Annotated in this window: 20 protein-coding genes; 12 read left to right on the forward strand and 8 right to left on the reverse strand. The window is 36.6% G+C overall.

The genetic code is table 11. The features are described 5' to 3' along the window. Window positions 1-23 precede the first annotated feature (23 nt). Window positions 24-1,463 carry a glycoside hydrolase family 30 protein gene (locus DRF57_RS17025; protein WP_115919802.1) on the forward strand — a complete coding sequence of 480 codons (1,440 nt, stop codon included), beginning with the start codon at window positions 24-26 and terminating at the stop codon, window positions 1,461-1,463. An 86-nt stretch (window positions 1,464-1,549) separates the two neighbouring features. On the opposite strand, the gene DRF57_RS17030 is transcribed toward DRF57_RS17025, so the two are convergent. Then, entirely contained in the window at window positions 1,550-2,359 is an 810-nt protein-coding gene (locus DRF57_RS17030; RefSeq protein WP_047495453.1) for an enoyl-ACP reductase FabI, read from the reverse strand. Window positions 2,360-2,479: 120 nt separating this feature from the next. Further along, window positions 2,480-2,779: a hypothetical protein gene (locus DRF57_RS17035; protein ID WP_047495450.1), complete on the reverse strand. Its 300-nt coding sequence runs from the start codon at window positions 2,777-2,779 to the stop codon at window positions 2,480-2,482. A gap of 144 nt (window positions 2,780-2,923) precedes the next feature. Between DRF57_RS17035 and DRF57_RS17040 the strand changes: the two genes are divergently transcribed. Both DRF57_RS17040 and DRF57_RS17045 read left to right on the forward strand, forming a co-directional pair. Further along, window positions 2,924-3,481, forward strand: coding sequence for a DNA-3-methyladenine glycosylase I (locus tag DRF57_RS17040; protein WP_115919788.1), 558 nt, complete (start codon window positions 2,924-2,926; stop codon window positions 3,479-3,481). Between the two features lie 256 nt (window positions 3,482-3,737). Then, the gene (locus DRF57_RS17045) at window positions 3,738-5,015 is read left to right on the forward strand and encodes a hypothetical protein (protein ID WP_167449382.1); all 1,278 of its coding nucleotides are present in this window, start codon (window positions 3,738-3,740) and stop codon (window positions 5,013-5,015) included. An 87-nt stretch (window positions 5,016-5,102) separates the two neighbouring features. Here the strand turns inward: DRF57_RS17045 and DRF57_RS17050 are convergent, their stop codons facing one another. After that, complete coding sequence (locus DRF57_RS17050; RefSeq protein WP_115919792.1) at window positions 5,103-5,849, reverse strand: DUF3667 domain-containing protein; 747 nt, start codon at window positions 5,847-5,849, stop codon at window positions 5,103-5,105. 12 nt (window positions 5,850-5,861) lie between these two features. Then, window positions 5,862-6,110, reverse strand: coding sequence for a hypothetical protein (locus DRF57_RS17055; protein WP_047495439.1), 249 nt, complete (start codon window positions 6,108-6,110; stop codon window positions 5,862-5,864). Window positions 6,111-6,332: 222 nt separating this feature from the next. Between DRF57_RS17055 and DRF57_RS17060 the strand changes: the two genes are divergently transcribed. Both DRF57_RS17060 and DRF57_RS17065 read left to right on the forward strand, forming a co-directional pair. Further along, window positions 6,333-6,761, forward strand: a complete 429-nt coding sequence (locus DRF57_RS17060; RefSeq protein WP_115919794.1) for a MarR family winged helix-turn-helix transcriptional regulator — start codon at window positions 6,333-6,335, stop codon at window positions 6,759-6,761. Beyond that, on the forward strand, window positions 6,758-7,519 hold the full coding sequence (locus tag DRF57_RS17065; protein WP_115919796.1) for a Rossmann-fold NAD(P)-binding domain-containing protein: 762 nt from the start codon (window positions 6,758-6,760) through the stop codon (window positions 7,517-7,519). The genes DRF57_RS17060 and DRF57_RS17065 overlap by 4 nt, the downstream gene beginning before the upstream one ends. A gap of 90 nt (window positions 7,520-7,609) precedes the next feature. Here DRF57_RS17065 and budA read toward each other — a convergent pair whose 3' ends face one another. The 3 genes from budA to DRF57_RS17080 form a co-directional block, all read right to left on the reverse strand. Further along, the gene (gene budA, locus DRF57_RS17070; RefSeq protein WP_228450423.1) at window positions 7,610-8,434 is read right to left on the reverse strand and encodes an acetolactate decarboxylase; all 825 of its coding nucleotides are present in this window, start codon (window positions 8,432-8,434) and stop codon (window positions 7,610-7,612) included. 11 nt (window positions 8,435-8,445) lie between these two features. After that, a complete protein-coding gene (locus DRF57_RS17075) occupies window positions 8,446-9,228 on the reverse strand; it encodes an SDR family NAD(P)-dependent oxidoreductase (RefSeq protein ID WP_115919798.1) in 783 nt (260 codons plus the stop codon). 71 nt (window positions 9,229-9,299) lie between these two features. Next, window positions 9,300-10,205 carry a helix-turn-helix domain-containing protein gene (locus tag DRF57_RS17080; protein ID WP_084084088.1) on the reverse strand — a complete coding sequence of 302 codons (906 nt, stop codon included), beginning with the start codon at window positions 10,203-10,205 and terminating at the stop codon, window positions 9,300-9,302. Between the two features lie 159 nt (window positions 10,206-10,364). Between DRF57_RS17080 and kdsA the strand changes: the two genes are divergently transcribed. From kdsA to DRF57_RS17115, 7 genes are all read left to right on the forward strand, one after another. Then, window positions 10,365-11,174, forward strand: a complete 810-nt coding sequence (gene kdsA, locus DRF57_RS17085; protein WP_047495421.1) for a 3-deoxy-8-phosphooctulonate synthase — start codon at window positions 10,365-10,367, stop codon at window positions 11,172-11,174. Window positions 11,175-11,218: 44 nt separating this feature from the next. Further along, entirely contained in the window at window positions 11,219-13,420 is a 2,202-nt protein-coding gene (locus DRF57_RS17090) for a TonB-dependent receptor plug domain-containing protein (RefSeq protein WP_047495418.1), read from the forward strand. Window positions 13,421-13,593: 173 nt separating this feature from the next. Continuing rightward, entirely contained in the window at window positions 13,594-13,974 is a 381-nt protein-coding gene (locus tag DRF57_RS17095) for an HYC_CC_PP family protein (RefSeq protein ID WP_228450424.1), read from the forward strand. Window positions 13,975-14,090: 116 nt separating this feature from the next. Beyond that, window positions 14,091-14,564 (forward strand): DUF3347 domain-containing protein, encoded by a 474-nt coding sequence (locus tag DRF57_RS17100; RefSeq protein WP_047495415.1) that lies wholly within the window; start codon window positions 14,091-14,093, stop codon window positions 14,562-14,564. A 91-nt stretch (window positions 14,565-14,655) separates the two neighbouring features. After that, window positions 14,656-17,439, forward strand: a complete 2,784-nt coding sequence (locus tag DRF57_RS17105; protein WP_174772387.1) for a multicopper oxidase domain-containing protein — start codon at window positions 14,656-14,658, stop codon at window positions 17,437-17,439. A gap of 42 nt (window positions 17,440-17,481) precedes the next feature. Then, on the forward strand, window positions 17,482-18,099 hold the full coding sequence (locus DRF57_RS17110; RefSeq protein WP_047495409.1) for a DUF3347 domain-containing protein: 618 nt from the start codon (window positions 17,482-17,484) through the stop codon (window positions 18,097-18,099). A gap of 4 nt (window positions 18,100-18,103) precedes the next feature. Then, window positions 18,104-18,559 carry a heme-binding domain-containing protein gene (locus DRF57_RS17115; RefSeq protein ID WP_047495406.1) on the forward strand — a complete coding sequence of 152 codons (456 nt, stop codon included), beginning with the start codon at window positions 18,104-18,106 and terminating at the stop codon, window positions 18,557-18,559. Window positions 18,560-18,855: 296 nt separating this feature from the next. Here DRF57_RS17115 and DRF57_RS17125 read toward each other — a convergent pair whose 3' ends face one another. Further along, a complete protein-coding gene (locus tag DRF57_RS17125) occupies window positions 18,856-19,335 on the reverse strand; it encodes a hypothetical protein (RefSeq protein WP_123863342.1) in 480 nt (159 codons plus the stop codon). Window positions 19,336-19,402: the final 67 nt, after the last annotated feature.

The raw sequence follows: 19,402 nt of genomic DNA on the forward strand, positions 1-19,402 counted from the left end.
TAAGTCCAAAAACAGAAAAAAATATGAGAAAACTAATTGTAAGCTGTTTTGTTGTAGGTGTTGTTTTCAATGCCAATGCGCAAAACTATTGGAAGAAAAATGAAGGAAAAACAGCTAAAGTAATTCTTACCAATTCTAAGGTCAATGAAAAAATGACCGATAAAGGATCTGTAAAGTTTGAAAAATTCGGACAGCCTAAGGAAACGGAAGCCTGTATTTTTGTGGCTCCCGGTTTTAAATATCAAAAATTAATAGGAATAGGAGGGGCGATCACTGATGCTTCGGCTGAAACTTTTTACAAAATGCCTAAAAATAAGCAGAAAGAAATTTTAGACGCTTATTTTGGTAAAGATGGATTGGGATATACCGTGGTACGTACCAATATGAACTCCTGTGATTTTTCCAGCGACTCTTATACCTATGTGGCAGATAATGATACTTCTCTGAAGTCTTTCAATATTGCCCATGACGAAAAGTATAAGATTCCTATGATTAAAGAAGCGAAAAATGCGATAGGAAATAACTTTACCTTTTATTTTTCTCCCTGGAGCCCACCTGCCTGGATGAAGTCTAATAAGAGTTTATACAAAGGTGGAAGACTGGAAAATCAATATTATCAAACCTGGGCAGATTACTATATCCAATTCATCAAAGAATATGAAAAAAGAGGTATTAATGTGTGGGGATTAACTGTTCAGAATGAGCCTATGGCAACACAAAGCTGGGAATCATGTATCTATACAGCAGAAGAGGAAGGTGAATTTCTGAAAAACAATCTGGGACCTACCCTTTGGAAAAATGGATATAAAGATAAAAAAGTTATGATCTGGGATCATAACAGAGACCTGATCTATCAAAGAGCAACCACCACCCTGAGTGATCCTGAAACTTCAAAATATGCTCATGGAATTGGATATCACTGGTATGAAACATGGAATAATAAAACCCAGCTTTTTGATAATTTAGCAGAAACCCACAGAGCTTTTCCAGATAAATTTCTGGCGTTTACTGAAGGCTGTAAAGAACAGTTCAAAATGGATCAGATCTATGATGTAAGCTTAGGTGAGCTGTACGGGAAAAATATGCTTAACGACTTCAACAAAGGAAATGCATTATGGACAGACTGGAATATCCTGCTGGATGAAACCGGAGGACCTAATCATAAAGGAAATTTCTGCTTTGCCCCAATTATTGCAGATACCAAAACCGGAGAAGTACATTATACCTATGAATATTACTACGTAGGACATGTATCAAAATTTATTAAACCGAATGCCCAGAGAATCGGAAGTTCTTCTAACAGAGCTGCCCTTACGTCTACTGCTTTCATGAATCAAAACGGACAACTGGTAACCGTAATTATGAATGATTCAGACAATGATATCGACACAAATCTGTGGATAGAAGGAATGGCTGCCAAACTGAATGCACCTGCCCATTCTATACAGACTGTAATTTTATAACTTCATATTAATATTATTTTTAACGGAATCGGCGGCCTCAAAGAGGCCGCCGATTCTTATTTTATAAGTAAAAATAATATTCTTAATTATTCAACATCATACTTGCTGATTACTTTCTGAGTAACCCCTGAGCTGCTGAAACCACCATCATGGAAAAGGTTCTGCATAGTTACTTTTTGAGTAAGGTCAGAGAATAAAGTTACACAATAGTTAGCACAGTCAAGAGCTGTAGCATTTCCTAGTGGAGACATATCTTCAGCATATCCAAGGAAACCTCCGAAACCTTTTACGCCACTACCTGCCGTAGTAGGGGTAGGTGACTGAGAAACTGTGTTAACACGTACTTTTCTCGCTCCCCAGTAATTACCGAAAGTTCTTGCAATACTTTCAAGATAAGCTTTGTTATCAGACATATCATTGTAATCAGGGAAAGTTCTCTGAGCTGCAATATAAGTAAGGGCCAAAATACTTCCCCACTCATTCATACAGTCTTTCTCCCAAGCTACACGCATTACTTTATGGAAAGAAACAGCTGAAATATCCCAACCTTTTTCTAACCAGTCATAATTCATTTCAGTATAATGTTTTCCTTTTCTTACATTTACGGACATGCCTATAGAGTGAAGGATAAAATCTATTTTCCCGAATTTTGCTGTCGCAGCATCAAAAAGCTTTTCAAGGTCTTCTATAGAAGTAGCATCTGCAGCTATCACTTCAGAACCTGTTTTTTCTGCTAACCCATTAAGCTCTCCCATTCTCAAAGCGATAGGAGCGTTAGATAAGATGAATTCCGCACCTTCTTCATGACATCTTTCAGCAACTTTCCATGCGATAGATTGTTCATTAAGGGCTCCAAAAATAATCCCCTTTTTGCCTTTAAGTAAACCGTATGACATAATTTTTTAATGTTTATTGAAATACAAATGTAGCAATAATTGTGGTTATGACATAATAAAAATGGAGCCTTATCGATTTAAGACTCCATTTTATTGAAAATATTTATATGACTGAAATTATTAGTTGGTTTTCTTATTCCATTCTGCTTTTACATCCTCTGCCGCATCTTTGGTTTTTTCCCATGCCTCATCCGCTTTATCTTTTATATCTTCCCAGGCATCTGAAACATTAGCTTTTACCCTGTCTAACCAATCTTCTTGATTAGCTTCCTGATCGTTACCCCTTTTCTCATTAATATAATCTTTGGCCCTGTCTGCCAATTCATTGATTTTCCACTTGGCCTGATCTGTTGCATTTTGTAAAGAGTTCTCTACATTATTCACTGCATTTTCCGCTTTGTTATACTCTGAATTGTTCATAATATTATATTTTGTAATTTGAATTGTGTGTTAATAAATAAACAATAACCATTCCTAAAAAGATGTGATATTGTTAAATTTTTCATAATCTTTTTTTATTTTTTCTAAAATGGGTATTAACTTTAACCTATAAATTTTTAATCTATGGAAAAAATTCGTTGTGGATGGTGCGAAAAAGATGATCTGTATAGGGCATATCATGATCAGGAATGGGGAAGGCCTGTATATGATGATAAGACTATTTTCGAATTTTTGATTCTTGAAAGCTTTCAGGCAGGACTTAGCTGGTATACTATTCTCAGCAAGAGAGAGAATTTCAGAAAGGCATTTGATCATTTTGATTATCAAAAGATGGCTTTATATTCTGATCATAAAATAGAAGAATTAATGAATGATTCCGGGATTATCAGAAACAGGCTGAAGATACTGGCTGCTGTAACCAACGCTCAGAAGTTTATGGAGGTACAAAAAGAATTCGGAAGCTTTTCTCAATATATATGGAATTTTGTAGATGCAAAACCTATAGATCATCAACCTAAGACTTTGTCGGATGTTCCTGCAACAACCGAAATTTCAGACCGTATATCTAAGGATCTGAAGAAAAGAGGATTCAAATTTATGGGATCTACCGTTGTATATGCTCATATGCAGGCCACAGGAATGGTCAATGATCATATTGAAAGTTGTTTCATTAGATTGTGAGTAATTTTGGTTAAATCATTTTTATAAGGTTATTTTTAAGAATAATTTAAGTAGGTTTTGATGTATTTATAGTAGAGTTATTGCTAGGGGATACCAGTGGTTTTTGTTTAAAGTATTGATATATAAATAATTTTCATTCAAGTGTGAGTAAAGTTTAATTTAATCACTTTTGTGTGTGTTTAATTATGTTATTTTTAATAAAATTGTTGATTTATTAAAATATTTGTATCTTTGCGCCTCCAAAAAAAACATGGTAATGCAGGAAAATTCTAAATTTCAACTCAGTCTTCTTTTTTTATTATTTGCTGGTTTTACATTCGCACAAGTAGGGATAGGTACGCCTGATCCTGACCGTTCTGCAATGCTGCAAATCAATTCAAAAGATAAAGGAGTACTGCTGCCAAGTATTAGTCTTGAATCTATAGCAGACCAAACTACTATACAGTCTCCTGCTGACGGACTTATAGTATGGAATAACGGGAAAGCAGGTTTACCGGAATCCGGATTTTATTATTGGTATGCTTCCAAATGGAACAAAATTTCAACGACGGCATCTGGAAGTATGGTTAAAGATGATGGAAGCGGCTGGAATACTACCGGTACCAATGTGGGAAACTATGGCGGAGCCAATACCAATTTATTCTTGGGAACAAAGACCATGGATGATTTGATATTTAAAGTTAATTCATTAACTGCCGGTAGACTTGGAGTTGATAATTCTGTTAGTTTTGGACAGGGAGCCAATGCCGGCCAAAACGGAATTGCTATCGGAAGTTCAAGTTCGGCATTCCAGGGAGTATCCATTGGAAGTGCTGCGTCAGTTTCAGCAAATGAGGGGCTGGCCATAGGAAATAAATCATCAGCAGGTGCATTTAAGTCTACAGCAATCGGACACAATGCCCAAACCAGTAAAAATGAATCTACAGCTATTGGAAACAACTCCTCTGCAGGAGGTTTTCAGTCATTGGCAGTAGGGTATAATGCAAAAACAAATACTAATAGTGAAACCGCTCTAGGGTATAATGCGGTTACCAATAGTGAAAATTCAACGGCTGTGGGCTCTGGAGCTAATGCTCTGGGACAATATTCAACGGCTGTAGGATATGGAGCAACCACTTCACAGGCCAATGCCATTGTTTTGGGAAATAATAATGCGAATGTAGGGATTGGCACTGTTGCTCCGAACACTTCTGCTAAGCTGGATGTAAACGGACAGTTTAAGCTGGGAGAAAAGGGAAGTATACAGAAAAATCAGATGAATTTTGAATCATGGCCGGGAGTGTCAATCAATAATCTGCCTCCGGGGAAATCTGTAACATTGGAAATACCGGTTCCGGCAGGATTTCAGCCTGCTTCTACAAGAGCAGTTGTAGTGGTATCTCCAGCAGGAGACTTTGCCGGAAATTCATCATTTTCAATTTCAAATCCGAGAATGACCTCAACTTCCAGTGTTACCATTAATCTTACCAATATTTCCGGAAATGCAAATAGTTTGTACTCGGGACATTTTTACGTCATGATTAATGAGTTTTAATTTGAATAATAAAGTTTTTATTATATGTGATATGGTGTTAAGGGCTTCCAATTTGGAAGCCCTTTTTCTATAATAGGGTTTTATAGTTTAATGTAATGCCGCAGCAATAGCCCCCGATAAATATCCAATAACCATTACAAAGAGCATAAAAGTAAAGGGAATCATAAGACTCCTGAAAAGTACGGATACTCTGGAATATCCCGATTGAGAAAAGAATTGGAAATAAAACCAGGTTCCATAAGTTAGGCTGACAAGATAAGTTGCTAACAAATACAGATAAGTAAGAGTCTTGCTGTTATCAAAAAATAAGGTAATTAAAGTAAATACCATGCCTGCAATCATTTCGGCGGCCATTTTATAACAATTGAGAACAAGATGTTCAGAATAGTTAAAAGAAGCCTTCCGAAACCAGATATAACTGAAAAAAGAAGTGATAGGTATGGTAATGAGCATTACTATTTTAGGGTAAGCAGACGTAAATTTCTGAAAAGAGTTCATGGTAGATTTACTCGATTCCGGAACCAGATCTCCAAAATTGATATGAGAATAATGTGAAATGAGTGCAGAGAACGTGATCGCAAGTACTAAGAGTGTTATAAAACTAAAATAATTAACTCTTTTTCCCTGAATATATTCTCTTACGCTATGACCAGGCCTGGTAAATAATTCTTTTACTGTAAACAAAAGCCCTTTATCCACATGCCAGACGCCATGGATAAAATCATGCTCTATAAAATGTTTAAGAGAATATCTATGGGTACTGGTTTTTTGTCCACAGCTGCCGCAATACACTGTAGTGACGGTCTGACTACAGTTTAAACATGTATTCTGCATTTCGTAAAGTTTTTAATTGGATTTACGGGATCTGATTTCTTTGCGTACCTCTCTATAATTATTCCATATGATCAGATACATTGGAATGAAAAATATAGAAAGGAGGCTGATGACGCTGAATCCATTTTTGATCGTGGCATAGATGGAAGCCCCAATCATAATTCCAATAATAATACAGTATGAAATAAAAATGGCTGAACGTTTTTTGTCTTCTTTGGTGAGTTCGTCAATAGACAGACCGGATAGCTTAGTGTTTTTCATGCTTAATCTTAGTTTTTAAAGGTTTGTTCATTGCGAATTTAATAAAAAAACAAAGGTGTAAATAAGAAGCATACAATAAAATAAACAAATGGTAGTAATTTTACACTAAAGTGTAGTAGTATTTCGTGACAGATTACTATTTCTATCCATATTCAAAAAATTTGTGCACAAAAATATTGTGCACAAAATAATTATATTACTTTTGTTGCTTAATAAAAAATTATGATGGCTCTTTCCGAACATATATGTTTTAAAACATATGCTCTTTCAAGATATATCACAGGATTGTACAAACCTTATCTGGATGAAATTTCACTGACGTATCCTCAATATCTGGTTCTGGTTGTTCTATGGGAGAATGGAGGGATGAATATCGGTAAAATAGGAGAACACCTTCATCTGGATAATGGAACTCTGACTCCTTTATTGAAACGAATGGAAACCCATGAACTTTTAACGAGAACCAGAAGCACAGAGGACGAAAGGGTAGTGCTTATACACCTTACAGAAAAAGGAAAGGCGCTTCAGGAAAAGGCAAAACATATTCCGGAAGCGGTTCAGCAATGCATCCATATCAATGAAGAAACAAAAACTGTTTTAACGGCTGTCCTGGATGAAATGCTTTCTTCTCAAAAAAAATCAGACTTATGAAAAAGATTGGAATTATAGGCTACGGATGGCTGGGAGAAAGAATTGCAACAGCTATGTCTGATCGATATACAATATGTGCCACCACCACTACACAGGATAAAGCAGATGAACTGAATGCTAAAGGATTTTGTGCAAAGGTTGCTCATTTTATGGATTATCAGCTGACAGAGCCCTACCCGCAATGGGAAGAAATTCAAAATATGGATGCTTTGATTATTACAATTCCGGTTTCAGAGAAAAGCTGCTGTGTAAGTTCATTATACAACAGAATTAAGAATTTGTCATTATTTATCGGCGATTTCAAAGGACAGATGTTTTTGATGAGCTCTACGGGTGTTTATCCGGATATTTCAAAAGACTTAACCGAAGAAGATGTACCTGTAGAAAAGGTTTCGGGAGAACGATTGGTCAGAAATACATATCCACAGGTGAATATTTTAAGATTGGGAGGTCTGATGGGAGATCACAGGCTTCTTAAAAACTATACTGTGACCAATGCGGATGCTGCAGTCAACCATATTCATTATACTGATATTGTCAGGGTGATTTCAGAAATGATAGAAAAGGGATCAAAAGGAAAGCTTTATAATGTGACGGCTCCGATGCATCCGTCAAAAAACCAGGTAATTCATGCTCAGAAGGATTTACCGGATATTGAAGCTGATGAAGTAAAGGGAAAGAAAATCCTGTCTTCAAAGTTAATTTCGGAACTCGACTTTGTTTTCCGTTATCCGGATCCAAGATATTTTCATTTATAATTGTTTGGCAGTAAAAAAGTAAAATGGTTTCATAGGGATCATTGAGATGCATATGAAACCATTGATATTTATACCAATTCTATAAGCAAGTTATTTTCCTTGTTCTACCCGTTGTAAAGCTTCATTGTTTTTTGTAGTGAACTGAAAGTTTTGAAAATCCTTATTTTGGGGGAGCTCCAGCTCAAAACTATTCAAATTTGCAAGCTCAATTTTTAGATTTTCACCTACAAAATCGAGAACATGTCCCCCTTGTTTTTTATCGGCAGAAAGAAAATGAAAGTGAAAGTCTTTTACATTGATGCCATTGAGATATTCCGGAATATAATACCCCACCAGCACCCCTTCTGCATGTGAAAAATCAAAAGTTTTCTGTGTATGAAAGATAGAGGTTAATACAGGAAACGGTTCCTCTTTGACAGGCGGGAAAGCTCTCGTTTTGACCATTTTGAATCTTCCGGTTATTTTAATAGCATATATTGAATTTTTATTGGGAAGATTCGCGCTTATCAGCTGAAAAACAGCTTCTTTGTCTGCTTCCTTTTCCATAGAGAACCCCTTGTCTGGTCTGAAGAAGGTAACAAAGGATAAAGAGGTTTTAAATTGATCTCCAGCCTCAATAGTAATCCCTGTCGCCTTGGTTTGGTATACTTTTCCGTTTAATATCGTGAGTTCTCCATCCAGCATGTCAGGGGCTCCCAATCCAAAATCACCTTTTGACTTTAAATCTTTTAAAGGTAATGTTCCTTTATAAAGTCCCCCAACAAATGCATCTGCTATTCCATATTGGTAAAGCCTGTTGTATAATGTTATTTTTTTTGTAGTGTCTGTTGCCATATTCTTTGAAATTGGAAAGTCATTCATTGTATCCTGTGGATATCCCAGCATATAAAAAAATAAAAAGCATAATTTTTTCATTTTTAAATAGATTATCGTTGTCCTCCAATAGCCAATCCTCCATCTATCAGAATGCTTTCACCTGTAATAAATGATGAAGCAGAACTGCTTAACCATAGAACGAGCTCAGCAACTTCTTCAGGAGCAGCAAAACGTCCGATGGGTGCATGTTTCTTAAAAGGCTCTATGGCCTCTTCTGCATTTTCTTCAGGAAAAAACCTGTCAAACATAGGAGTACGGATATAGCCAGGCTGAATGTTATTGATGCGAATGTTTTCAGAAGCGGTTTCCACAGCTAAAGCTCTGACCAATCCGTCCAGAGCTGCTTTGCTGGCTGAATAGACTCCCGAACCTACAGATGCTCCCCGGGCCAGCCACGAAGAGGTATTGACAATGACTCCGCCTGTTCCTTGTTTCTTAAATTGTGTGATTTCATATTTACAGGCAAGCCAGACTCCTTTTGTGTTTATATTCATTACCCTGTCGAATTCTTCTTCAGGAGTTTCGTCAATCTTCAAAAACTGACCTTCAATTCCGGCGTTGTTAAATGCAATATCCAACTTTCCAAAATGTTTCACTGTTTCATTAATAAGATGCTGGATTTCATTGCTCTTTGAGACGTCTGTCTGGATGAAACAGACCTCGGGACTTATGATCTGTAATGTTTTTATCGCTGCATTACCTTGTTCAGATTTGCGTCCTGCAATTACCACTTTGGCCCCGCTTTTCAGGAACAATGTTGCGGAAGCCAGTCCGATACCTGTAGTACCTCCGGTGATAAGAACTACTTTTCCTTTTAAAGTTTGTTGTGTCATTATTTCTCAATTTAGATGAGACGAAGTTCGGCTCTGTGGGAGAAAAATAATTATGCGAAACAAACTAAAAATTATGAAATGGAAAGAACTCTTTTTCTGAACCGATTAGGAGATTCGCCCGTCTTTTTTTTAAAGAATATGATGAAATTTGAAGAATGCTCAAATCCGAGGCAGTAAGCAATTTCACTGATATCCCAATTGCTGAAGTGTAAAAGGGACTTTGCTTCCTTTATAATACGTTCGGAAATCCATTCTGTAGTAGTTTTGCCTGTAGTTTCCTTTAATATCTTGTTCAGATGATTAGTATGTACATTCAGCTGAGAGGCAAATTCATTGGCATTTTTTAATGAGAGTACTTTATCAGGTGAATTGATGAAAAATTGGTTTTCCAGGAGTTCAAAAAATAAAGTATGAATACGCTCTGAAGCATTCAGATGTTTGTGAAAGGTTTGGGGAAGCTGCATTTTCATCACCTCGTGCATGATGATCTGGACATAGCTCCTCAGAAGCTCATACTTGTGGTGATAGTCTGACTGTACTTCTTTAAGCATATTTTCATAAACCGTCTTTAAGAACTCAATACTGTCGGCAGTAGGAAAAAATATGTGATCGCCTCCAGCTTTGAACAAGACTGATTTTGAAAGGCTCTCATTCTTTAGTGAAGGGTTGACAAAGTCTTCTGTGAAAAGACAGAAATAACCGGTTTGTACTGCAGAAGTAGGTTCCCATGAATAAGGGATAAGTGGATTGAGAAAAACAACGCAGGGCCTGTCAATTTTGATAAACCGGTCTGCATAGCTTAATATTCCGGTTCCGCCTGAAATCATTGAAATTTTATAAAAATCTCTTCGATAGACGGGTTCCAGATGCGCACTGCATTCAAAACTTTCCCTACGGTACACATTGAACGGGCTTATATTGCTAGCCCCTTTTCCATGCAAAGCATAGAATTCTGTCAAAGTTTCTTTTGCTTTCATTACATAAAGATATAAAATTTTACTTCGCTGGAGTATAGATTATGAGACCGTTAATTATAATTTAAGAGAATCTGTAACTGAGAAATAATGAAAGTCCCAAATAATTTCCAGTTCTGAAACTTTCTCAGTATTTTTACTGAACTTTTTAATTACAACAAAATGATTCAGTATTTAGATAATATCCAACACAAAGATTCAAAAAACTTTTTTCTTATTGCCGGACCTTGTATTATTGAAGGTGAAGATATGGCCTTAAGAATTGCAGAAAAAGTAATAGAGATCACAGACAAATATAATATCCCCTATATTTTCAAAGGAAGTTTTAAAAAAGCAAACAGAAGCCGTGTAGATTCTTTTACCTCTATAGGAGAAGAAAAATCTCTTGAAATCCTTAAAAAAGTAGGTGAAACATTCAATATTCCTACGACAACGGATATTCACGAAAATGAGCATGCCGCGTTGGCAGCACAGTATGTGGATGTTTTACAGATTCCTGCATTTTTGGTACGTCAGACAGACCTTTTGGTGGCAGCTGCAAAAACCGGGAAATGTGTTACCCTGAAAAAAGGACAGTTTCTGTCTCCGGAAGCCATGAAATTTGCCGTTCAGAAGATTACAGATTCTGATAATCAGAAAGTAGCGATCATTGAAAGGGGAAACTCTTTCGGATACACAGATCTGATTGTAGATTACAGAGGTATTCCTACAATGAGAGAATATGCGCCGGTCATTCTAGACGTTACCCATTCATTACAACAGCCTAACCAGAGCTCGGGAGTGACAGGAGGAAGACCTGACCTTATTGAAACAGTAGCTAAAGCCGGAATCGCTGTAGGTGCAGATGGACTTTTCATAGAAACACATCCTACACCTGAAACAGCATTGTCTGATGGGGCCAATATGTTAAGACTGGATTTATTAGAAGATTTACTGCAAAAATTAACAAGAATTAGAGAATCAATTTTGTAATTGTTAAAAAAACATTAATTTTAGAAATTCTTAAAATATTTCTTTTGAAAAAACTAGTTTTACCGTTAAGCCTTATAGTTCCCGTACTGATTTTCTCCCAACACAGAAAAAAGGATACGGTGACTAAAGTAACCGATATTGAGGAAGTTGTATTCCAGAAAAAAACAACAGGAAGAACAAACGATCTTACCAATGTAAAAATTTCAGCCAAAGAAGCTAAAGCAGTGGCTTCTATAAGCGGAGGAATTGAAGGGCTACTTAAAACCCTTCCTTCCGTAAACTCAAATACTGAGCTTTCTTCCCAATATATGGTGCGTGGTGGAAACTATGATGAAAACCTTATCTACATCAATGATATTGAGATTTACAGACCTTTCCTTGTGAGAAACTCTCAGCAGGAAGGGATGAGTATCATTAATCCGGATATGGTTTCTACGGTCAACTTCTCTGCAGGAGGATTTGAACCTAAATATGGAGATAAAATGTCTTCTGCATTAAATATTTATTACCGTGAGCCTGAAAAGTTTGAGCTTTCCGGGGAGGCAAGTTTAATTGGAGGAAGGCTTACCACAGGACTTGCTTCAAAAAATAAAAAACTTACGGCTTTATTTTCAGGAAGATACAGAAATACCAATCTTGTTTTAAATACACTGAATGAAGATACAGACTTTAACCCTACGTATTGGGATTTTCAGTCTTATATCAATTATCATGTGAGTGATAAGTTTTCCATGTCATTCATCGGCTATTATTCCAAGAATGATTATGAAATGGTTCCCAAAGCAAAAGATGTTACTTTTGGAACGCTTCAGCAGCCTATCAATGTATATATCAATTATTACGGGCAGGAAAAGGACCAGTATAAAAATATGATGGGAACTTTTTCCATGAATTATAAACCATCCGATAAATGGAGACTGACATTGGATAGTTTTGCGTACCAAAACAGGGAAAAGGAATATTATTCTATACAGTCAGGCTACAAGCTGCAGACTTTTGATCCTATTACAAAAGATCCGCTTCCCAGCTTTGATGCAGGGGCACAGATAGATCATGCCAGAAATGATCTTTTTGTAAGGACATACGGAACGCAGTTCAGAGCCCGTTTTTCCCCTAATAGCAATACAGATATAGAAGTTGGATTCAAATATGAAAAAGAGAATTTAAAAGATCTTACCAACGAATGGAAACTTGTAGATTCGGCAGGGTATAGCCTTCCGAGACCTATTGTAGATCCACGAGGAGGGACCGGGGATCTTAAGCTGGCGTATTATATTGCAGGAGCCAACAATATTGAGCCCACAAGATTATCTGCTTATGCACAGTATTCTCAAAAATTTTATTGGGGTGCCAGTAAGGTGTTTATCAATGCCGGAGCAAGGGTAGCAAACTGGAGCTTTAATAAAGAAACAATATTCTCACCAAGATTCCAGTTTGCCATAAAACCGGACTGGGAATCTGATATGTTATTTAAAGTTTCAGGAGGTATTTATTATCAGGCTCCTTTCTATAAGGAGATCAAAGACCTTGATGGGAATTTCAACAGCAATATAAAGTCTCAGCGTTCGATACAGTTAATTCTTGCTAACGACTATGAATTCCAGATGTATGACCGACCGTTTAAGCTTACTACAGAGCTCTATTATAAGAAAATGGATAATCTGATTCCTTATTATATGGATAATGTAAGAATCCGTTATTCAGGGCAGAATAATGCTACCGGATATGCTTATGGTATAGATACCAGGTTATTTGGAGAATTTGTTCCCGGAGTAGACTCATGGCTGTCTGCCAGTTATGCAAGGGTATTTGAGAATATAGACGGACAGGGGAATATCCCAAGACCTACGGACCAGCGTTTCAGGTTTGCGATGTTCTACCAGGATTATATGCCGAGATTCCCTTCAATGCGTGTTAACCTTACATTGGTTTACGCTATGGGACTTCCGAATGGGGCACCTGTTTTCACAAACCCGTATCAGTATCAAAGTACATTGCCTGCCTATAAAAGAGTGGATCTTGGGTTGTCAAAAGTTTTTATTGATCCAAAGGATAAAAAGAAAAGATATGGATTCTGGGGGAACTTCGAGGAGCTAACACTGGGGGTTCAGGTTTTCAATGCATTCAATATAAACAATACGGTCGCTAATCAGTGGATAACAGATTACAACTCTAATGTTATGTATCCGGTTCCTGTACGTCTTACCGGGCGGTTCTTTAATGTTAAGTTAGAGTTTAAGCTATAGAACTTAGAAGTCAGCCGTATTTTTGTAGATATACTCAATCCGCATGAAATACTAAAAAATATTAAAAGCTCCGGAAAATATTCCGGAGCTTTTTTAATAAACCAGAATTTTGTAACAACAATACCGAATTTTATAACAATGGTTTCACAGATATTTTTAACTTTGTCCTATCAATGAAAAAGATTCTTGCCATATTGTTCTCTATTTTCTACTTTGGATTTTCTTCCGGAGCAGCATTTAGCGTTCATTTTTGTATGAAGGAATTTGTTTCTGTAAGTCAGAAAACAAGTGACATCTGCGGAAAATGTGGTGTTAAAGAGAAAAAAGGATGTTGTAAAACAGAAATCAAAGTTGTAAAAGTTGATGATTCTCAAAAATCAGATTTGATTAATATTGACTTTTTAGGCCAGATTTCTGAAATCCCTGTCACACACCAGTTTTTCTTTGCAGACAAATCTTTTTCAGCTTCAAAATTCACTCAAATTCAGATCAATGGGCCTCCGGAATACAGACCGGTTCCTATTTACATTCATCATTGTAATTTTAGAATTTAGAATAAGTCCGTCGTTTTCGGTATGATAATCATATCGTTACAGACGACACGCTCTGACGCATTTTCTGATGTGTCCTTAATATCCTTTATTAAAAATTAATTCTAAAATTTAAAACAATGAAAAAATATATCATTACAGCAGCCCTATCTTTATTCTCAGTACTTTCACTTTCTGCACAGTCTAAAAAAGACGCTCAGGTGTCAAAACTATATCAGAACTATATTGCCATCAAATCGGCACTGGCTTCAGATGATGCAGATAAAACCTCAAAAGCGGCTTCAGAATTCATTAAGACAGCTTCAGCTGTAGATTATAAGGTAGTGTCTGAAGGAAATCTTAATATCCTTAGAAAAGATGCTTCTGCGATCTCTGAGGCAAGAAGTGTTACAGCACAAAGAGAAACTTTCCTGAACCTTTCAGACAATATGATTGCGCTGACAAAAGACTTCAAGCTTTCAGAAAAACCGGTGTATGTACAATATTGCCCAATGGCTGACGGAAGCTGGTTGAGTGATGAGAAACAGATTGTCAATCCCTACTATGGTAAAGCTATGCTTTCTTGCGGAAGTGTAAAGTCAGAAATTAAATAATACAGTGTATTTATCTTTAAAATAATAAGTTGCGTATCTTAAATTATAATTGACTTTAAGGTATGCAACTTCTAAAAAAGTTCGGAATATTATGAAAAAACTAATCATATTTCTGTTGCTTTTGTTTTCTGTCTTTACTTTTGCACAAACAACCAAAACCTATTATACCTGTCCGATGCATCCGGAAGTGGTCTCTTCAAAACCTGGAGACTGTCCGAAATGCAAAATGACTTTGGTAAAGAAAACGGTTGTCGTAAAACCTAAAGTCGTAGCAAAACCACAGGAAAAATCAATACCCAAAGTAGTGGCAAAATCTCAACCGGTAGAAGCTAAAATAAATAAGCCAAAGGTTGATATCAAAAAAGTAACTAAGGCGAATGAAGCTCAAAAAGTGAACGTGATAAAGCCTGATGTAAAGGCTGCAACACAAAATCAAATCGTATCCAAGCCACAATCTCAGCAACAGTCTGTTTTCACTTGTCCCATGCATCCTGAAGTCATTTCAGATAAGCCGGGGAAATGTCCAAAATGTGGAATGGAGCTGGTGGAAAAAGAGGAGCATCAACCCATTGCTTCAGAAAATCCAAAAGATGAAAGTTCTGTTTTAAAAAGAAATTCTGAAAATGGCAGACTTAGTTTTGGAGGCAAAACAGTTCGTTATGATTTATACGTAAAAGATACAATCGTCAATTTTACCGGAAAAAACCGAAGAGCTATTGCGATCAACGGAAAACTTCAGGCTCCGACATTGTATTTTACTGAAGGGGATACTGCAGAAATCTATCTCCATAATATGCTTAAGGAAAACACAGGGCTCCACTGGCATGGTGTCATTTTACCCAATGAACATGATGGTGTTCCATACCTTACCACAAAGCCTGTAAAACCTGGGGAAACCCATCTGTACAAATTCAGGGTTTCACAAAATGGAACCTATTGGTACCATTCCCATGAAGCACTTCAGGAGCAGATAGGAATGAATGGGATTCTGGTGTTTAACAAGAGAGAAGGAGAGCCTAAGACAGAATATAATGCCGAAATACCGGTATTGTTGGGAGATTGGAGTGATGATGATCCTATGCAGATTGCTAGAAGACTTCATATGGCAAATACAGACTGGTATGCCATAAAGAAAAATGCTGTTCAGAGTTATTGGGAAGCTATCAAATCCGGAAATTTTGGAACAAAAGCCCTGAATGAATGGAAAAGGATGGAAGCGATGGATGTGAGTGATGTGTATTATGATAAATTCCTGATTAACGGTAGTCCCAGCTCAGAGTATTCCCATCTAAAAGCAGGAGATAAAGTAAGATTAAGAGTTGCCAATGGTGGTTCATCCACTTATTTCTGGCTGAATTACGGAGGTGGAAAGATAAAAGTAGTAGGAAATGACGGTAATGATGTAGTTCCTGTAGAAGTAGACCGTTTGATTGTCGGAGTTTCGGAAACCTATGATATTGAAGTCACCATCCCCGAAAATAAAAGCTTTGAATTCAGGGCCACTTCAGAAGACAGGATAGGGCATGCTTCCCTTTGGCTGGGTTCAGGTGAAAAATCAGAAGCTCCCAATTTACCAAGATTAATGCTTTTTGAAGGGATGAAAATGATGAACGGGATGATGGAAATGAGCGGAAATATGAAGCCGATGAATATGACGATGGGAAATCAAATGATGGACATGAATGAAGTGATGTATCCGGAATTATCTGAAAACCAAAGGAAAACGACCATGAAGCATATGAATGAGATGATGGGCGTAAAAACGAAGGAAGAGGAGAAAAAAGAAGATCATTCTCAGCATGCTGGAATGGATATGAAGGAAGAAAAGACCATCAAAAGACTGTCTTACAATATGCTGAAGTCTCCCGAAAAAACAATTCTTCCGGCAGACAGTGTTCGTGAAATGAAGTTTACCCTGGAAGGGAATATGAACCATTATCTGTGGACTTTAGACAATAAAACAGTCACAGAAACAGATAAGATTATGATTAAAAAAGGTGAAATCCTTAGAATCAAACTCTATAATAACTCTATGATGCGACATCCTATGCACCTTCATGGTCATGACTTCAGGCTGATCAATTCAAAAGGGGAATACTCTCCACTGAAAAATGTGGTGGATATCATGCCGATGGAAACGACTACTATTGAGTTTGCAGCCAATCAGGATGGCGACTGGTTTTTCCACTGTCATATCCTGTATCATATGATGGCCGGGATGGGAAGAATATTCAGTTATGAAAATTCAAAACCAAACCCACAGCTGCCTAATAGAAAACTAGCCTGGAAGAACTTCCTGCAGGACAATAAAATGATCAGCTCTATGGCTATGCTGGATGTTGCCAGCAATAAAATGCATGCAGAAACAATGACGATGTTCGGACCAAGATGGGCTAATCTCAATGAGTTTCATTCCAATTGGAATTTTGATCATTTTGAAGGGAATGTAAAAGTAGGAAGGTTCTTAGGAAAGTTCCAATGGGCACTTCCATATGCGGGAGTGAGAATCCAGAAGAACCACGAGATCATGGAAAGACAGATGGCAGAGGATATGGGAATGGATTTTCATGGTAAGAAATCCTGGTTTGGCCAACAGAAGGCTTCAAAAAGTAAATATGCTTTCATTGTCGGGATGCAATATGTATTACCGATGTTGATTACAGCAGATGCAAGTGTTGACCACAATGGAAAAGTATTATTGGAGCTGAGTAGGGAAGACATCCCGCTGTCCAGAAGATTAAGAGGTAATTTCAGTGTTAATTCCGATGGAGAATTCTCAACAGGAATAAGATACATTGTACAAAAGTGGTTATCTCTTTCCGGAAATTATGATAATGAAATGGGCTGGGGAGCCGGTCTTACTTTTACCTATTAATCTTTTAATCAGACAAATTTTTATAAAACTAATCAGAATACAATGAAAAATATATTAACCGTGTTTGTAATGGGAGCCCTTTTATATTCTTGTAATAATCCCAATAATTCATCAAAAAAGGAAACAAAAGCTACACCTCAATCTATAGATAAACCTGTTTTAGCTTCAGATCCAACAGTAAAAGAAAAAGCAGTAGAGGATAAAAAAGAACCCGAAAACGCTTCAGTAGTATCAGTCAAACAAATTATTGAAGGCTATCTGCCCTTAAAAAATGCCTTGACGAAAGATGACTCTAAAGCCGCCTCTGACGCAGCTCAACGCTTATTTTCTATTTTAAAGAAAGTCGATATCAGCAAGCTGAGTCCTGAAAAAGATGCTGAGTTGCGCGATATTATAGAAAGTGCAGCAGAAAATGCAGAGCATATAAGTGAAAATTCTGAAGATATTGCCCATCAGAGAGAACATCTTCTGTCTCTAAGCAATGATATTACAGATTTAATAGGAGAAAAAGGAACCGATGGCTTGAAATTATATCAGGACTTTTGCCCAATGTACAATAATGGGAAAGGAGGAACCTGGATAAGTGAGTCCAAAGAAATTGTGAATCCTTATGAAGGTTCCAAAATGATCAACTGTGGATCAATAGAAAAAGTATTGTAGACAGATGAAGCCTGTTAAAAAAATACTTTTGGGGTTTATCCTTATTTTTTTAATAGTTCAAATGATTCAGCCTGCCCGCAATATTGATTATGGGCAGGTACCTTCATCTGATATTTCAAAGATTTATCAAGTGCCTCAAAAAGTACAGTCTATTTTGAAAACATCTTGTTATGACTGCCACAGTAACTCTACAGATTACCCTGTTTATGCATATGTTCAGCCTGTAAGCTCTTATCTTGAAAATCATATTCAAAAAGGAAAGAAAGAATTGAATTTTAATGAATGGGGACTTTACAGCCAGCGTAAACAAACCAATAAATTAAAGGCAATAGCGAATCAGGTGAAACAGAGGAAGATGCCACTTCCTTCTTACTTGTATCTTCATCAGGACGCAAAGCTCTCTAAGGAAAAGGTTGAAGAAATCGTTAATTGGATAGAGTCTCTACCAACTGAAAAATAAAGAAATCAGAAAAATTTCAATAGCCGGATACCAATTCCGGCTATTTTTTTATATTTCCAGCTCTATAATTTTATGAGCCATTTTTTGATGGGTGGTCTCAGGGATTAGCCAATATTTGTTGAAAGCTTACATTGTCATTGCATTTCGCCTATCCACCGTAAAAAATGCAGATAAGATTATTGTTTTGAATAAAGGTAAGGTCGTTGAAGAAGGAAATCATAAGGAATTGGTTTCTCTGAAAGGGGAGTACTATTGGTTAGTTAAAAATCAACTAGAACTTGGCAATTAAGAAGCAGTTATTCTATGTTTTTTTCAAACTTATTAATAATCTTATATGCTCTATCTTTTATTACAATATCATAATTGCCTTGGTCTAAAATAAGATATCTTGAGTCTTTTACACTTAGTAATTCTATAATATCTGCCGGAACACCCTTATTTTCAAATTCACCCTTTCTATATGCAAAAATCAAAGAGGGGTAACTTTTAATGTCTGAGGTTGGTATTTCATAAAATCTGCGACTTTTATTAAGCATCCAATTAGGTCTTGCTTTAATATAGGTGGTAATTGGATGTATAATTTTTATGTCGGTAAAAGGCTCCTTTTGAATTCCTGTAAGTACCGTTTTATTTTCTTCTAATAAAACAACAGGATAATTTCCATTTATAGTGCTTAATAATAGATCATTCTGCTCGGGGTTACTTCTTTCAGAAAATTGCGTTTGATCAATTGTAAGGGGATTAATCTTTGTTAGATCAGAAAGTCTTCCTGCCATTGTTTTTTCCCAAGTCTGGTGTTTTCCTTCATATGCATGCTCATATCCACAGTAAATAAAATATTTT

Origin of the sequence: Chryseobacterium rhizosphaerae, assembly GCF_003385455.1 — a bacterium.
GTDB classification, from domain to species: Bacteria; Bacteroidota; Bacteroidia; order Flavobacteriales; family Weeksellaceae; genus Chryseobacterium; species Chryseobacterium rhizosphaerae.

Bases quoted from the DNA above. Each gene is read 5' to 3' on its own strand.
- DRF57_RS17075 (WP_115919798.1), bottom strand. From the start codon at position 9,228: ATGACACAACAAACTTTAAAAGGAAAAGTAGTTCTTATCACCGGAGGT.
- DRF57_RS17060 (WP_115919794.1), top strand. From the start codon at position 6,333: ATGATGGCTCTTTCCGAACATATATGTTTTAAAACATATGCTCTTTCA.
- kdsA (WP_047495421.1), top strand. From the start codon at position 10,365: ATGATTCAGTATTTAGATAATATCCAACACAAAGATTCAAAAAACTTT.
- DRF57_RS17095 (WP_228450424.1), top strand. From the start codon at position 13,594: ATGAAAAAGATTCTTGCCATATTGTTCTCTATTTTCTACTTTGGATTT.
- DRF57_RS17115 (WP_047495406.1), top strand. From the start codon at position 18,104: ATGAAGCCTGTTAAAAAAATACTTTTGGGGTTTATCCTTATTTTTTTA.
- DRF57_RS17100 (WP_047495415.1), top strand. From the start codon at position 14,091: ATGAAAAAATATATCATTACAGCAGCCCTATCTTTATTCTCAGTACTT.
- DRF57_RS17055 (WP_047495439.1), bottom strand. From the start codon at position 6,110: ATGAAAAACACTAAGCTATCCGGTCTGTCTATTGACGAACTCACCAAA.
- DRF57_RS17110 (WP_047495409.1), top strand. From the start codon at position 17,482: ATGAAAAATATATTAACCGTGTTTGTAATGGGAGCCCTTTTATATTCT.
- DRF57_RS17045 (WP_167449382.1), top strand. From the start codon at position 3,738: ATGCAGGAAAATTCTAAATTTCAACTCAGTCTTCTTTTTTTATTATTT.
- DRF57_RS17035 (WP_047495450.1), bottom strand. From the start codon at position 2,779: ATGAACAATTCAGAGTATAACAAAGCGGAAAATGCAGTGAATAATGTA.
- DRF57_RS17105 (WP_174772387.1), top strand. From the start codon at position 14,656: ATGAAAAAACTAATCATATTTCTGTTGCTTTTGTTTTCTGTCTTTACT.
- DRF57_RS17025 (WP_115919802.1), top strand. From the start codon at position 24: ATGAGAAAACTAATTGTAAGCTGTTTTGTTGTAGGTGTTGTTTTCAAT.
- DRF57_RS17125 (WP_123863342.1), bottom strand. From the start codon at position 19,335: ATGGCAGGAAGACTTTCTGATCTAACAAAGATTAATCCCCTTACAATT.
- DRF57_RS17040 (WP_115919788.1), top strand. From the start codon at position 2,924: ATGGAAAAAATTCGTTGTGGATGGTGCGAAAAAGATGATCTGTATAGG.
- DRF57_RS17050 (WP_115919792.1), bottom strand. From the start codon at position 5,849: ATGCAGAATACATGTTTAAACTGTAGTCAGACCGTCACTACAGTGTAT.
- DRF57_RS17080 (WP_084084088.1), bottom strand. From the start codon at position 10,205: ATGAAAGCAAAAGAAACTTTGACAGAATTCTATGCTTTGCATGGAAAA.
- DRF57_RS17065 (WP_115919796.1), top strand. From the start codon at position 6,758: ATGAAAAAGATTGGAATTATAGGCTACGGATGGCTGGGAGAAAGAATT.
- budA (WP_228450423.1), bottom strand. From the start codon at position 8,434: ATGAAAAAATTATGCTTTTTATTTTTTTATATGCTGGGATATCCACAG.
- DRF57_RS17030 (WP_047495453.1), bottom strand. From the start codon at position 2,359: ATGTCATACGGTTTACTTAAAGGCAAAAAGGGGATTATTTTTGGAGCC.